12 protein-coding genes are annotated in these 14,649 nt (G+C 73.4%); 7 read left to right on the forward strand and 5 right to left on the reverse strand.

The genetic code is table 11. From position 1 onward, the window contains the following. Positions 1 to 53 precede the first annotated feature (53 nt). Positions 54 to 1,544 (reverse strand): endo-1,4-beta-xylanase, encoded by a 1,491-nt coding sequence (locus tag EDD34_RS01560; RefSeq protein ID WP_123813011.1) that lies wholly within the window; start codon positions 1,542 to 1,544, stop codon positions 54 to 56. A 247-nt stretch (positions 1,545 to 1,791) separates the two neighbouring features. Between EDD34_RS01560 and EDD34_RS01565 the strand changes: the two genes are divergently transcribed. The 3 genes from EDD34_RS01565 to EDD34_RS01575 all read left to right on the forward strand — a co-directional run bounded on the left by EDD34_RS01565 (position 1,792) and on the right by EDD34_RS01575 (position 4,422). Continuing rightward, positions 1,792 to 2,337 carry an RNA polymerase sigma factor gene (locus tag EDD34_RS01565; RefSeq protein ID WP_123813012.1) on the forward strand — a complete coding sequence of 182 codons (546 nt, stop codon included), beginning with the start codon at positions 1,792 to 1,794 and terminating at the stop codon, positions 2,335 to 2,337. Between the two features lie 90 nt (positions 2,338 to 2,427). Continuing rightward, positions 2,428 to 3,918: a hypothetical protein gene (locus EDD34_RS01570; RefSeq protein WP_123813013.1), complete on the forward strand. Its 1,491-nt coding sequence runs from the start codon at positions 2,428 to 2,430 to the stop codon at positions 3,916 to 3,918. 60 nt (positions 3,919 to 3,978) lie between these two features. Beyond that, the gene (locus EDD34_RS01575) at positions 3,979 to 4,422 is read left to right on the forward strand and encodes an OsmC family peroxiredoxin (protein WP_123813014.1); all 444 of its coding nucleotides are present in this window, start codon (positions 3,979 to 3,981) and stop codon (positions 4,420 to 4,422) included. A 36-nt stretch (positions 4,423 to 4,458) separates the two neighbouring features. On the opposite strand, the gene EDD34_RS01580 is transcribed toward EDD34_RS01575, so the two are convergent. Beyond that, a complete protein-coding gene (locus EDD34_RS01580; protein ID WP_123813015.1) occupies positions 4,459 to 5,133 on the reverse strand; it encodes a nitroreductase family protein in 675 nt (224 codons plus the stop codon). 142 nt (positions 5,134 to 5,275) lie between these two features. Here EDD34_RS01580 and EDD34_RS01585 point away from each other — a divergent pair, with 142 nt between their 5' ends. After that, entirely contained in the window at positions 5,276 to 8,299 is a 3,024-nt protein-coding gene (locus EDD34_RS01585; RefSeq protein WP_425462369.1) for an FAD-binding and (Fe-S)-binding domain-containing protein, read from the forward strand. Positions 8,300 to 8,323: 24 nt separating this feature from the next. Here EDD34_RS01585 and EDD34_RS01590 read toward each other — a convergent pair whose 3' ends face one another. Continuing rightward, the gene (locus EDD34_RS01590; RefSeq protein ID WP_123813017.1) at positions 8,324 to 8,647 is read right to left on the reverse strand and encodes a thiamine-binding protein; all 324 of its coding nucleotides are present in this window, start codon (positions 8,645 to 8,647) and stop codon (positions 8,324 to 8,326) included. Between the two features lie 54 nt (positions 8,648 to 8,701). Between EDD34_RS01590 and cofD the strand changes: the two genes are divergently transcribed. The 3 genes from cofD to EDD34_RS01605 all read left to right on the forward strand — a co-directional run bounded on the left by cofD (position 8,702) and on the right by EDD34_RS01605 (position 12,935). Further along, a complete protein-coding gene (gene cofD, locus EDD34_RS01595; RefSeq protein WP_123813018.1) occupies positions 8,702 to 9,676 on the forward strand; it encodes a 2-phospho-L-lactate transferase in 975 nt (324 codons plus the stop codon). Beyond that, the gene (locus EDD34_RS01600) at positions 9,673 to 10,464 is read left to right on the forward strand and encodes a glycosyltransferase family protein (protein WP_123813019.1); all 792 of its coding nucleotides are present in this window, start codon (positions 9,673 to 9,675) and stop codon (positions 10,462 to 10,464) included. The genes cofD and EDD34_RS01600 overlap by 4 nt, the downstream gene beginning before the upstream one ends. Before the next feature lie 269 nt (positions 10,465 to 10,733). After that, a complete protein-coding gene (locus EDD34_RS01605) occupies positions 10,734 to 12,935 on the forward strand; it encodes a restriction system modified-DNA reader domain-containing protein (protein ID WP_123813020.1) in 2,202 nt (733 codons plus the stop codon). Between the two features lie 60 nt (positions 12,936 to 12,995). Here EDD34_RS01605 and EDD34_RS01610 read toward each other — a convergent pair whose 3' ends face one another. Both EDD34_RS01610 and EDD34_RS01615 read right to left on the reverse strand, forming a co-directional pair. Further along, entirely contained in the window at positions 12,996 to 13,955 is a 960-nt protein-coding gene (locus EDD34_RS01610; RefSeq protein ID WP_123813021.1) for a zinc-binding dehydrogenase, read from the reverse strand. A gap of 100 nt (positions 13,956 to 14,055) precedes the next feature. After that, positions 14,056 to 14,511: a VOC family protein gene (locus EDD34_RS01615; protein ID WP_123813022.1), complete on the reverse strand. Its 456-nt coding sequence runs from the start codon at positions 14,509 to 14,511 to the stop codon at positions 14,056 to 14,058. Positions 14,512 to 14,649 lie beyond the last annotated feature (138 nt).

The raw sequence follows: 14,649 nt of genomic DNA on the forward strand, positions 1-14,649 counted from the left end.
GCACCCGGGAACGAGCGGGATGCTGCCCCGGCGGTTCTGGTCGAGAACGCCGGCTACACCCGGTTCCAGCTCTGGTTGGCGCCGGTGTGGCAGCTGTACAGCTGGACGGGAGACCCGTTGTCCCCGCTGTAGATGTCGAGGCAGACGCCGTGCTGGACGTTCCGGACCTGCCCGTTCGAGGTGTACTCCCACTGCTGGTTCGCGCCACCGTGGCAGGCGTAGACCTGAGCAGCGGTGCCGTTGCTCCCCGACGGGGCGTCCACGCACACGCCCTGGACGGTCAGCGTCCCGTCCGAGTTGAACGTGAACTGCTGCGGGTCGCCACCCCAGCAGGAGTAGGTCTGCAGCTCGGTCCCGTTGGCGGTGTTGCCGTTCGGGAGGTCCAGGCACGTGCCGTACTGGGCGTTCTGCAGGCTGGTGCTGTCGCCGGGCGGCGGGGTGGGGTCACCGGGGTCACCCGGGTCACCGGGGTCACCGGGGTCACCGCCGCCGTCGCCGTCGTAGTCGCTGCCCTCACCGCTGTTGAGCTGGTCGAGCACGTAGTTGTAGGCGGCCTTCTTGTTGCCGTTGCCGTCGAACAGGAGCGGGGTGCCCTGGGACCGCCACGAGTCGCTGTCCCGCACGCCCCACACCGTGATGCCCTGGCAGCGGGACACGGCCATGCAGGCCTGCGTGATACCCCGGAACTGCTCGGCCTGCGACGTGCCCGAACCCTCGATGTCGAGCTCGGTGATCTGCACGTCGACGCCCAGGTCGGCGAAGTTCTGGAGCGTCTCGTGGTAGTTGCTCGGCACGGGGTTGCCGGAGTTGAAGTGGGCCTGGAAGCCGACGCAGTCGATCGGCACGCCCCGGTTCTTGAAGTCCGCGACCATGTTGTACACGGCCTGGGTCTTGGCGTGGCTCCAGTCGTCCGTGTTGTAGTCGTTGTAGCAGAGCTTGGCGCCCGGGTCGGCGGTGCGGGCGGCGCGGAAGGCGGCCTCGATCCAGTCGTTGCCCGTGCGCTGCAGGTTCGAGTTGCGGCGGGCACCGCTGTTGCCGTCCTCGAACGCCTCGTTCACGACGTCCCAGGAGTGGATCTTGCCCCGGTAGTGGGTGGCGACCTGGGTGACGTGGTTCAGCATCGCCTGCCGGAGCTGGGAGCCTTCCATGTTCTGCATCCACTGCGGCTGCTGCGAGTGCCAGGCGAGCGTGTGGCCGCGCACCTGCTTGCCGTTGTTGAGCGCCCAGTTCACGATCTGGTCGCCGGCCGAGAAGTTGAACTGGCCCTGGTTGGGCTCGGTCGCGTCGAGCTTCATCTCGTTCTCGGCGGTGATCATGTCGAACTCGCGGTTCGCGATGGTCGTGTACTGCGAGTCGGAGAGCTTGTGGCCCGCGATGGCGGTGCCGTAGTAACGGCCGGACTCGTCCGCCGCCTCGTGCAGCGTGGACCCCGCGGCCTGGGCGGGCGTGACGGCGAGACCGGCGGTGAGCACCACGGCGGTGAGCGTGCCGAGACCGGCGGCTCGCCTCACCGTGCTGCGGCGTCGGTGGAGTGGTCGGGTCATCGTTGATCCAGTCCTTCCTTGACGGGCCCTCGTTGGCTCGTCAGATAGAAAAGGTTTTCTGCGCGAGCCAGCTAAGCACATCCCCGCGACGATGGCAAACGTTTTCGATATCGATATACCAGGTGGGAGCGCTGCCGTGCCCGGGGCGGGCGCGCTGCTCATACCCCGGTGGGGTGGCGCCCACACCCGGCCCGCGCGCGGCTGCGTCCCCGTGCAAGGGATCGGGCAGACCCGACATAGTGGGGGCATGGGAGAGACCGAGGGGCCGCCCGACGGGCGCGTGCCGCACGACGACGCGTGGTTCGCCGCGCTGTTCGACGCGCACCACCGGGCCTTGTTCCGGTACTTCGTCCGCCGGCTGCCCGCCACCGGGGGCGCACGCACCAGCGACGCCGAGGACCTCGCCGCCGAGGTCCTCGCCACGGCATGGCGCCGCCGGGACGACGTGCCGGACGGCGCGGAGCTGCCCTGGCTCTACCGCACCTGCGGGTTCGTGCTCGCGAACCACCGCCGGAAGATCCGCGCGCTGCCGGTCGCCGTCGTCCCGGACGAGCCGGACGACGTCGACCCCGAGACCTTGGCGGTCGACGACGACGCCGTTCGTACCGTCCTCGCCGCGCTCAGCCCTCGCGACCGGCGCATCCTGCTGCTCGTCGCCTGGGACGGGCTCGACGGCGACGGCCTCGCCGAGGTGCTCGGCGTCTCGCGCGGCGGCGCCGACGCCGCGCTGTCCCGTGCCCGCTCCCGCCTCCGTGAGGCGTGGCTCACGAGTGAGCAAGCCCATGACGCGTGACGACATAGACCCTGTGACGAGCAGGACGGCCAGGAGCCTGCTCCGGCGACGAAACCCCTGGACCACCACCATGAGCGCGGAGGGAATGCGATGAACGACGACGCCTTCGACCGCCTCCGTGCCGCCGACCCCGCGCACCACGCGCCCGAGCCGGCCGCCGGAGTGCTGCGTGCCAAGGTGGACGCGCTGATCGGGGCGGACTCCCCGGCCTCGCCCGGCGGACGTCCGCCGTCGGACGGCGCGGGGACGGACGAGCTCGCCCGACGGCGGTCGCGGCGGCGGCAGCCATGGCTCGTGGCGGCAGCCGTGGCCGGATTCGTCGCCGTGGGCGGTGGCGGGTACGCGGCCGGGTCGAACGGGCTGCTCTCCGCCGGCGCCGGTGACGGTTCGCCCGAATCCGCCGCCATGGACACGGCGTCCGAGGCCGCACCGCCCATCACGCTGGACCGGTCGGGCGACGACACGGCGCCCGACGGCACCGAGCAGGGGGCGGCGGAGAGCACGGAGGAGATCGCACCGGACGTCCAGGACGAGACCGGGCGGGAGCCGGCCCTGGGCACGTTCCTGTACCCGGCGCCGTCGCACACGGTGTTCCACGCCGGTGCGGGCCTCTCCGACGCCGCGGGCGAGTCCGCGGCGTACACGCTCGACGCACGGGCGGCGTACACGCGGGAGACGGCCGAGGACGCGGCCCGCGCGCTGGGCCTGCGCGGCGACGTGCGGCAGGAGGGCGGCGCGTGGGTGGCCGGGGCGAACGACGGGACCGGCGCGAACCTGCGCCTCGCCGCCGACGGGCAGACCTCGGTCTGGTTCCACGACGCCTGGCCCGACTCATGGCGTTGCGACACCGTCGAGCCGTCCCTGCCCGAGGAACCGTCCTTGCCCGAGGACCCGACACGGGACGACGACGCGGGCACGGGGCAGGGCTCCTCGGACATGGCGCCCGACGGCACGGTCGACGGCAAGGACGGCTTCGCGCCGCCCTGCCTCGAGGACGACGCGGGGGCACCGTCCGCGGCGGAGGCCGGCGACGAGCTGCGACGCCTCATGGCGGCGCTGGGGGTGGACGTGGACGCCTTCGACATCGAGGCGGACTCCAGCGGGGCGGGCACGAACGTCACCGCGTTCCACCGGGTCGACGGGCGCCGGACGGGGCTGCACTGGTCGGCGACGGTGTCGGGCACCGGGGCCGACGTCCGCATCGTCTCGCTGAACGGATTCCTGGCCCCGGTCACGGAGCTGGGCGACTACCCGGTGGTCTCGGAACGCGGGGCGGTGGAGCGGCTCGGTGACGCGCGGTTCGGTGCCACGCCGGGAGGTGTCCGGACGCCGGACCCGGCGGCGTCGGAGGACGCGCAGGTGCCGACGCCGGACGGGCCGCCCGCGGCCCTCGAACCCGGCGCCCCGATCGCGTGGCCGGTGCGCGACGTCACGATCACGAACGCGGAACTCGGCGTGGCGCAGCACGTGCTGACCGACGGCGCCGTGGTGCTGATCCCCGCGTACGAGATGACGGGCACCGGCGGCACGTGGTCCGTGATCGCCGTCGCGGACGACAGCCTGGACTTCGCGGGCCGGTGAGCACGGGATAGGTTCGATCTGCGCGATCACCGGCGCAATCACCGATCAGAAGGAGAACTCATGGCTGTCCGTACTGCCCGCACCGCCTGGAACGGCACCCTCATGGACGGGAAGGGCCAGGTGGAACTCACGTCGTCGGGCACCGGGACCTTCGATGTCTCGTTCCCGCGCCGTACCGCCGACGCGGCCGAGGGCGTCACCAGCCCCGAGGAACTGATCGCCGCCGCGCATTCCTCGTGCTACGCCATGGCCTTCTCGGGTGAGCTCGGCAAGGCCGGCGGTACGCCGGAGCAGGTGGAGATCAGCGCCGACGTCACGGTCGAGCCGGACCCGGCCGGCGGCATCCGGATCTCGACGGTGGCCCTGACGGTGCGCGGCTTCGCCGGCGGCGTCGACGAGGCCGGGTTCAAGGCGGCGGCGGAGGCCGCCAAGGTCGGCTGCCCGGTCTCGAAGGCCCTCACCGGGGTCGACTCCATCACCCTGGACGTCACGTTCGAGGGCTGACCGTGTCCTCCTGAGCCGCCGGGCTCGCGCGGCCTGCTATCCCGGCAGGAAGCGCCCCCGGTGGACCAGGTCCGCCAGCGGCTTGCGGGCGCGGCGGGTCGGCGAGCCCGCCGCGCCGCCCGTGGCCGGGTGCCCGACGGCGATCGCGCCCGTGATCTCGTACTCCTCGGGAATGCCGAGGGCTGCCCGCACGGCGGGGGTCTCGCGGGGCGGGACACCGAAGAAACAGGCACCCAGCCCTTCGTCCACCGCGGTCTGCAGGATGAGCAGCGACGCCATCCCGGCGTCGACGTGCCAGTACGGGACGGGCCAGCGGGACTCGTCGCGGTCCTCCCAGCCCTTGTCCCTCTCGGCGTAGCGCCGCAGGTAGGCGTCCTTCGACGTGAGCACGAGGACGACGACGGGCGCCGTGCGCATTCCCGCGAGCCAGGCGGACATGTTCCGGCCGGACCGCGAGGTGCCGGGATCGGTGGCCTCGCCCGCCGTCGCGCCGTCGGGCAGGGCTCCGCCGCTCGACGGCGACGCCGCAGCCCAGAACCGGTCCCGGTCCTCCCGCTCGTCGAGGACGACGAACGCCCACCCCTGGCTGAACCCCGCGCTCGGCGCGCGGACGGCGTTGCGCAGCATCCGGTCCACGGCCCCGGCCGCGACGGGTTCCGCGGTGAACCGCCGGTGCATGCGCCGCTTGCGGACGACCTCCTGGAACTCCATGGGAACATCCTCGCTCCTGCCGGAACCCCGTGGAGCCACCCACCACGAGAGTGCGACAATCGCGCTCGTGCCCTCGCAGACCCGCCGTCCCCAGTCTCGTGCCCAGGTTCCCGCCGACACGGACGCGACGACCGCTGGCCAGATCGCGCAGGACGAGGCCCGGCTCGCAGCGGAGGCCGAGGCCGACGACGCCGCCGCGATCGCCCGGGAGGCGGTCGCCGGCGCGCTGCGCACCGTCCTCGCCGGCGAGGTCGACCACTCCACCCGCCGCCGCGCCGAGTACTCCACCGACGCGTCGAACTACCGCGTGGTCCCGGACATGGTCGTCTTCCCCGAGTCGTCCGACGACGTCGTCGCGGCGCGCGAGGTGCTCCGCGAACTGGAGGTACCCGTCACCGCGCGGGGTGCCGGCACCTCCGTGGCGGGCAACGCCGTGGGGACGGGCGTCGTGCTCGACTTCTCGCGCCACCTCGGCGCCGTCCTCGACATCGACCCGGACGCCCGCACGGCCCGCGTGCAGCCCGGCACGGTCATGTCCACGCTCCAGGCCGCCGCGAAGCCGCACGGCCTGCGGTTCGGCCCCGACCCGAGCACGCAGAACCGCGCCACGCTCGGCGGCATGATCGGCAACAACGCCTGCGGCCCGCACGCCGTGGCGTACGGCCGCACCGCCGACAACGTGGTCTCGCTCGACGTGATCGACGGGCGCGGACGCCGCTTCGTGGCGGGTTCGGGCGACCCGGAGTTCGCGGCCGTGCCCGGCCTCAAGGAACTCGTCCGGGAGAACCTCGCGCTCATCCGGACGGAGTTCGGCAGGTTCGGCCGCCAGGTCAGCGGCTACTCGCTGGAGCATCTTCTCCCGGAGAACGGTTCCAACCTGGCCCGCGCCCTGGTCGGCACCGAAGGCACGCTCGTCACCGTGTGCGAGGCGACGCTCTCCCTGGTGCCGCTCCCGAGCGCGCCGACGCTCGTCGTGCTCGGCTACCCCGACATGGCGACCGCCGCCGACGACGTCCCCGCCCTCCTCGGCTTCGAGCCGCTCGCGATCGAAGGGCTGGACGCCCGGCTGGTCGACGTCGTCCGCCGCGCGGCGGGGGCCCAGTCCGTGCCCGACCTGCCCGACGGCGCGGGCTGGCTGATGATCGAGGTGGGCGGCGAGACCCAGAACGAGGCGCTCGGGCGGGCGCAGGCGATCGCGGCGGCGTCGTCAGCCCTGGACACCGTCGTGCTTCCCGCCGGCCCCGACGCGGCCCGCATGTGGCAGATCCGGGCCGACGGCGCCGGCCTGGCCGGCCGCACCCCTTCGGGCGAGCAGGCGTGGCCCGGCTGGGAGGACTCCGCCGTCCCGCCCGAGAAGCTCGGCGCCTACCTGCGCGACCTCCAGGCCCTCATGGACCGCTACGGCGTGGACGGGCTCCCGTACGGGCACTTCGGCGACGGCTGCATCCACCTGCGCATCGACATCCCGATGGAGACGTCGGGATCGATCCTGCGCACCTTCATGCACGACGCCGCCGAACTGGTGGCCCGGCACGGCGGATCGTTGTCCGGCGAACACGGTGACGGCCGCGCCCGGTCCGAACTGCTTCCCCTCATCTACTCGCCCGAGGCGATCCGGCTCATGGAGCGGTTCAAGGCACTGTTCGACCCCGACGACCTGATGAACCCGGGCGTCGTGGTGCGCCCGCGCGCCGTCGACCAGGACCTGCGCCGCCCCGCCGCCCGTCCGACGCCGTCGGCCACGCCGCGGACCGGCGTCGTCGCGACACTGCTCGGCGGGCCGTCGGCGCGCACGGGCTACACCGGGTTCGGGTTCGCGCACGACCACCACGACCTCACGACGGCCGTGCACCGCTGCGTCGGCGTCGGCAAGTGCCGGGTCGTGCCGGAGCCCGGCGGCACCACCACGTCCTTCATGTGCCCGAGCTACCAGGCCACGCGGGACGAGAAGGACGTCACGCGAGGCCGCGCGCGGGTGCTGCAGGAGGCGGTCAACGGCAACCTCGTGGGCGGCCTGGCCGCGCCGGAGGTGCACGAGTCCCTCGACCTGTGCCTGAGCTGCAAGGCGTGCTCGTCCGACTGCCCGGCCGGCGTGGACATGGCGCAGTACAAGTCCGAGGTGTTGCACCGTACCTACCAGGGGCGGCTCCGGCCGATCGACCACTACGTGCTCGGCTGGCTGCCCCGCTGGGCGCGCCTCGTGGGGCCGTTCAGCAGGCTCGTCAACAAGGTGCTGAAGCCGCGGTGGGTGCAGAAGGCCGTGCTGTGGGCCGGAGGGATGGACCCGCGCCGCGAGATGGTCACGTTCGCGGAGGTGCCGTTCCGCGAGTGGTGGCGCCGCGGAGGCGCGACCGGGGGCGTGCCGGGCCTGCGCGTCGGGGGCACGCCCGGCCACGAGGGCGAGACCGCGGCCCGGCTCGCGTCCAAGCCCAAGGTGGTCCTCTGGGCGGACTCGTTCAGCGACTCGATGGCGCCGTCCGTCCCGCGGGCCGCCGTCGACGTGCTCACCGCGATGGGCTACGAGGCCGTGGTGCCCGACGACGGCGCCTGCTGCGGGCTCACCTGGATCTCGACCGGCCAGCTCGACGGGGCGCGCCGGCGGCTGGAGAACCTCCTGCGCGTGCTCGGGCCGTACGCGGTGAACGGCATCCCGATCCTCGGGCTGGAACCCTCCTGCACGGCCGTGCTCCGCTCCGACCTCGTGGACCTGTTCCCCGACGACCCGCGGGCGCTCGCGGTGTCGCGGGCCGTGGTGACCGTGGCCGAGCTCCTCACCGGGGAAGGGGGGCCCGACACGATCCCGCTCCCGGCCCCGAGCCCGGACTGGACCGTGCCGTCGCTGGAGGACGTGACCGCCGTCGTGCAGCCGCACTGCCACCAGTACTCGGTGATGGGCTTCGCGGCCGACCGCGAGGTGCTCGCGTCCTCGGGCGCTCAGGTCAAGGAGCTCGCGGGCTGCTGCGGGCTCGCGGGAAACTTCGGGATGCAGAAGGGCCACTACGACGTCTCCGTGGCGGTGGCCGAGAACGCGCTGCTGCCCGCGCTGCGCGCGGCGTCACCCGGCGACGTGTACCTCGCGGACGGGTTCTCGTGCCGCACCCAGGCGGACGATCTCGCGGACGTCCAGGGCAAGTCCCTGGTGGAGCTGATCGCGGAGCGGCTGTAGGCCGTGGAGGAGTGCGGCCCGGGGTCAGCTGTGGCCCCGGGACTCGTCGTCGGTCGCCAGCTTTTCCTCGACGCGGGTGACCTTGCTGTCGAGCTGGCCCGGCGCGGCGCCGGGACGGATGTCGGCCTTGACGACGAGCGAGGTGCGGTGACCGCCGGCCGCGACGGCGTCGGTCGCGGCCTTGATGACGGGCATCACCTCGTCCCACTCGCCCTCGATCTCGGTGAACATCGACGTGGTGCGGTTCGGGAGGCCGGACTCCCGCACGATGCGGACCGCCTCGGCCACGGAGTCGGAGACGGATTCGCTCCCGGTCATCGGAGCAACGGAGAACGCGAAGAGAGCCATGCCTCCCATCGTGGCACGGGCCGGGCAGTTCGCACGGGCGCATAGGCTCGACCCGTGGAACGAGTGACTCTCCTGGCCGGCGGGGTCGGCGGTGCCCGCCTCGCACATGGTCTCGACCGGGCGCTGCGACCGTCGTCGGACGCGCCGCCGACGACGGCCGGCCCCGCCGGTTCGCCGCACCCCCTGACCGTCGTCGTGAACGTCGGCGACGACACCGAGCTGCACGGCCTGTGGATATCCCCCGACATCGACACCGTCCTGTACACGCTCGCCGGGCTGAACGACGAGGAACGGGGCTGGGGCCTGCGCGGGGAGACGTACGCGACGCTCGAACAGCTGGCCCGGCTCGGCGAGGACACGTGGTTCACGCTCGGCGACAAGGACCTCGCGACGCACATCGTGCGGACGGCGCGGCTGCGCGGTGGCGCGACCCTGTCGGCGGTCACGTGGCAGGTCGCGAAGTCGCTCGGGGTGCGTCCGCGCATCGTGCCGGTGACGGACGACCCGCTGGCCACGATGGTCGACACCCCGTCCGGACGGCTCGGCTTCCAGGAGTACTTCGTGGGGCGCCAGCACGCCGACGAGGTGCTGGGGCTGCACTTCGAGGGCGCCGAGTCGGCACGGCCCGCTCCGGGCGTGATCGACGCGCTGCGCGAGGCCGAGATGGTGCTGCTCGCACCGTCGAACCCGTTCCTGTCGATCGACCCGGTCCTCGCGGTGCCCGGCGTACGTGACGCCCTCACCGGGACCGCCGCGCGCCGCGTCGCCGTCAGTCCCATCGTGGGCGGCGCCGCGATCAAGGGCCCGGCCGCGCGCATCCTGGAGTCGCTGGGGCACGAGGTGTCGGCGTTGGGGGTGGCCCGGCTCTACACCGGGCTGCTGGACGTCATGTGCATCGACGAGCGCGACGCCCATCTCGCCGGCCCGATCGCGGACCTCGGTTTCGAGGTCCTGGTCACCGACACCATCATGGGCGGTCCCGACGGCCGGGAGCGCCTCGCGCGGGAGCTGCTCGGGACCCGCGCGTGAATGTCACCGCCGTCGTCCCCCTGCGCGACGGCGTCTCCGGCAAGTCCCGCCTCGCCTCCGTCCTGGACGACGACGCCCGCCGCGCGCTGATCACGGTGCTGGCCCAGCACGTGGTCGGCACGCTGCTGGCGACACCGCAGGTGGACCGGGTCATGGTGGTCACGGCGGACATCCGGTTCGCGCGGTCGGCGCTCGGCGAGCTGTCCGACGTCGGGGACCTGGAGTTCCTGGCACAGCCACCGGACCGGCCAGGGCTGAACGCCGCGCTGGACGCGGCCCGGGAGGCTTTCGGGGTGCCCACGCCGGAGAACGGTTCCGGCGGTGTCCGTGACGTGCCTGGCGGCATCGGTGATGCGCCCGGCCCCCTCCTCGTCGCCCATGCCGACCTCCCCGCGCTCACCCCGGGTGACATCACGGACCTGGTGATGCGGTCGGCCGGATGTCCGAGCGGTCGGTCCCCCGAGCGGCCGATCTCTCGACATCCGGCCGACCGCTCGACATCGGACCGACCTCATCCGGCCGATGTCGTGATCGCGACCGACCGCGCGGGGAGGGGGACGAATCTGCTGCTCCTGGGCGCTCAGGGTGTGGAGCGGAGGTTCCGCTACCGGTTCGGGCCGGACAGCCGCGCCGCCCACGAGGCCGAGGCCGCACGCCTGGGACTGCGGGCGGTGACGACCAGCCGGCCCGGCACCGCCGTGGACCTGGACACGGTCGACGACTGGAACGAGCTTCCCGCGGAGGTCCGCGCCGCCGTCGGCCGCTACGCCCCCTTCCCCGCCACCTGAGGGCAGGACGAGCCGCACGAAGTCAGCTTCGGACGGCAAGCACTCGGCAGGACGGCGCGCGGTTCACGGTCGGTGAAAGCGGGCGCGGATCCTGGGGCATAGCATCGCGAATGCGGCGCATGGGCCCAAGCAAGACGTGCGCCGCTCGCGGGTGACAAGTGTCACGGGACCTTCACCGAGACGTGTTTCAGGTCACCACAGCACGCGCCGTAAGATTTTGCGGACCGTGGTCATCGGGACCATGGCCGAGGATCCGGGGGAACACCGCTATGCCACTGTTCGAGGTCGACGCCACGCGGCCCTTCCTCGTGCAGAGTTCGGGGAACGGTGCGGGGGGCGAGCCGGGTGTCCACACCCAGGCGCACCGCGTGGTCGAGTCGCACATCGACGGCCTCCTCGGCGAGCAGGTGTTCCCGGTGGCCCAGGGCTCCGGGCCCGATGAGCCCCACCTCCTGGCGCTCGACGCCTCCGGTCTCCCCGTCGTGGTGGAGCTGGTCGGGGACCTCGACAAGTCGACACTGACCCGAGCCCTCGACCATGCCGGAGCCGCCGGCCGTCTCACGCGGGGAGAGCTGGCCTCGCGGTACCACGGCGGGCAGCACAGCTTCGCGCACGACGTCGCCGAGTTCTACGACAGCGTCCCCATCACGAAGTCGAGCAGCCCCAAGAGCGGCGGTGGTGCGCGCCTCATCATCATCTGCCAGAACGCGCCCCAGGAGATCCTCAACGCCGTCGACTTCCTGCGCCAGCCCACCATGCCGGTGGAGGTGCTGAAGATGGACGTGGTCAAGTCCGACGACGGTCGCCGCTTCCTCGACGTGTCCCCCCTGGTCATTCACCTCCCACCGGGTTTGCCGTCGCCGCGCCAGGCGGACCGCGGCTCGATCACGCGAGGGAACGCGCCGGACCACGTGACGCCCGAGCCCGTCGCCTCCGCGCCGATGTTCACCTCGCGGTCGAAGGGGGCGGACGTCGACCCCTTCGCGGAGGGGGTCAAGGTCGGGTACGCGCTGACGGGGAAGCTGCCCGTGGTCGCGCACGAGGCGAGGGCGGCTCGCCAGGCGTCGGCCAACGCGTCCGAACCGGCTGGACCACCGGCCTCGGGCCCGACGCCCGCCTCGCCCTCGACGACGCGCGGCGCGAACCCGGCCCGCGGCCTGCGCAGGTCCCTCGCCCGCGGCGGCGAGCCGCCGTCCGCGCCGGAGAGCGCGCCGAGCCCTGACAACGGCCGGCCCCTGCCGCCGAGCCGCTCCGCGCGCCGCGCCATGGCCGAGCGGGACGCGGCCGCCCCGCCGAGCGGGTCCACGCCCATGCCGCTTTCCCCGGAACGTCCCGGTCCCGGCGGCCAGGTGTCGGCGCCCACACCCGTGGCGCCCCCGGTTCCCCCGGCGGCCGACGAGCCCGACCCGTCCGTGCCGTCGTCCGACACCCTTCCGCGGGTCCCCAAGCCGGCGCAGGCACCGGTCCGGCGACGGTCGCGCAGGGACCGGTTCGCGTCCGCGCCCGACGAGCGGCCCACCGCGCCGACGGAGGACCACACACCGCCCGCCGGGTCGATCCACCCGGCCCCGCAGGTACCCGGCCCGGCCGGGCCGACGTCCTCCCCGCTCTTCGGGGAGGACGTGCCGGCCTTCACGGACGGGTCGTTCACCGCGCACTCCCCGGTGCCCCCGCCTCCCTCGCACGAGGCACCCGCGCCCGATCTGCCGGCTCCGCCCGCGGACGAGAGTCTCTGGCAGCCCACGACGTATCCGGACCCCGGGTATCCCTCCGGTCCGGAGGGCTTCGCCGCCCCGCCACCGCCCGCCGCGCCGACGCCGGTGTACCCGTCGTTCGGCGAGGGCCACCCCAGCGGGTCGTTCGGGCCGATCGACGCGGCGCCGTTCGAACCGCCTGTCATCGACAGCCAGTGGCACGATCCCGTGTACCCGCCGGACCCCGGTCAGGGGCAGGAGACGGCGTACGCCGGGGCCTCGGGCCACGAGCAGGTGTACGACTGGTCCGCGGACCCGACCTTCGGCCCGCCGCAGCCCGGGCTCTCCGCGCAGCCGGACTACCCGCCCGCACCGGACGCGTCGGCGGGATACCCGTCGGCGGCCTCCGCCGCGCAGCCGCCCTTCCCGGGGCAGGCCCCCGAGGCGCAGATCCCGCCCGTCCCGACGGACGAGAGCATCCGGGCGAACACGCCGGGGCTGTTCGACGAGGAGGAGGACCCGGACCTGGAGGCGCTCGCCCGGAGCTTCGGCGCGCCGACGCGGATCGTCTGGTCGCGGCCGCGTCGCAGCCAGCACCACGAGGCGGTACTCCATCCGAACGGCGTGATCGAGCTCGCCGACGGCGGCCAGTACCGTCACCCCGACACCGCGGCGACGGCGGCCTCCGGCTCCTACACGGCCGACGGCTGGAGCGTCTGGCGCGTGGGCGAACAGGGCCCGAGCCTCACCGAGGCCTTCCAGCAGCGCTTCGTCTGACCCCGGCCGGTCCCGCCGCACGGCACGGGCCGTCCCACGGTGATGTCCCGCCGCGACGTGTCACGGAGTGACGACGATCTTGCCGAACTGGGTGCCGTCCACCAGCCCGGCCATGGCCTCCCTCGTCCGGGCAAGCGGATGGACGCTGTCGATCAGGGGTTTCACGTCGTGGTGCGACACGAAGTTCGCGAGAGCCGCCAGGTCGTCGCGCGAGCCCATCGTGACCCCCTGGACGCGGAGCTCCTGGAAGAAGATGCGCGCCAGTTCGGCGGGCGGCGCGTCGCCCGACGTCGCCCCGCACACCGCGATCGTCCCGCCGGGACGGACCGAGCGCACCGAGTGCTGCCACGTCGCCTGCCCGACGGACTCCAGCACGACGTCGACGCGCTTCGGCAGGCGTTCGCCCGGACCCAGCGCCGCGGCGGCGCCGAGGGACAGGGCCCGTTCCCGCTTCTCCGCGGAGCGCGACGTCACGAAGACCTCGAGACCGGCCGCGACCCCCAGCAGCACCGCCGCGGTGGACACGCCGCCGCCGGCGCCCTGGACCAGGACGCTGTCACCCGGCGCGAGACCGCCGGTGGTGAACAGCATGGTGTAGGCGGTGAGCCACGACACCGGCAGGCAAGCCGCCTCCTCGAAGGAGAGGGCGGCCGGCTTGGGGATCAGGTTCGCGGTGGGGACGGAGACCCGCTGCGCGAGCGTGCCCGGGTAGTGCTCGCTCAGCAGCGTGCGGCGCTCCCGCGGCCCGACGCCGTGCCCGTCCGCGCCGATCACGCCGTGCACGACGACCTCGGTGCCGTCGGGTGCGACACCCGCCGCGTCCGTGCCGAGGACCATCGGGAGCTGCTCCTTCCGCAGCCCGACCCCGCGCAGGGACCAGAGGTCGTGATGGTTGAGGCTCGCGGCACGGACGTCGACCGTGGTCCAGTGCTCCCGCGTGGCGGGTTCGGGGACGTCGCCCACCTGCAGGCCGTCGAGGGGGCTGTCGGACGAGAACGAGGTCACGGACGCGGCAAGCATGCGGACAACCTATCCGCCCCCGCGGAGCTCCGCCCCGTCCGGCCCCCCGCCGAGCCGTCGCCGGTTCAGGCCGCGGCGCCGGCCCGGCGGGCGTGGACGGTCAGGCCTGCTGGGCCGCCCACTTCGCTTCGCTCTCCGGGGTGCTCGCGTTGAACATCCAGGAGATGCCGAACCTGTCCCTCAGCTGGCCGTAGTAGTCGCCCCACGGGGCCAGTTCGAACGGCAGGACGTCGCTCGCGCCGTCGGACAGCTTGTCGAAGGCCGCGGCGATGTACCCGTGGTCCGCGGACGAGCCCGTGAGTGCCACCGTGACCCCGGACGTCGGCGCCTCGTAGGGCGCCCCGCCCTGCGGGGCGTCGGCGGCCATGAGGGTGAGGCCGCCGGGCGCGTCGAGCTGGCCGTGCATGACGAGGTTCCCGTCCATGGTTTCCATGCCCGGCATCGGCATGTCGCCGTAGGCGTTGATGTTCAGGTCGCCGCCGAGCACGGACCGGTAGAACTCCAGCGCGGCGCGGGCCTCGGTCCTGAAGCTGAGATAGGGGTTGAGCGTGGGCATGATCGTCTCCTCGGACCGCCGTCCGTCCGACGGCGTCGTGCGGGTTCTGGCGCGGGACGGACCGGTGGGGACCGCCGACTCGGCGGCACCGTCGATCCGGTTCCACGGTAGGCCGGGACATCGGTATCGACGAGCGGA

Source organism: Myceligenerans xiligouense (assembly GCF_003814695.1).
Taxonomy (GTDB): domain Bacteria; phylum Actinomycetota; class Actinomycetes; order Actinomycetales; family Cellulomonadaceae; genus Myceligenerans; species Myceligenerans xiligouense.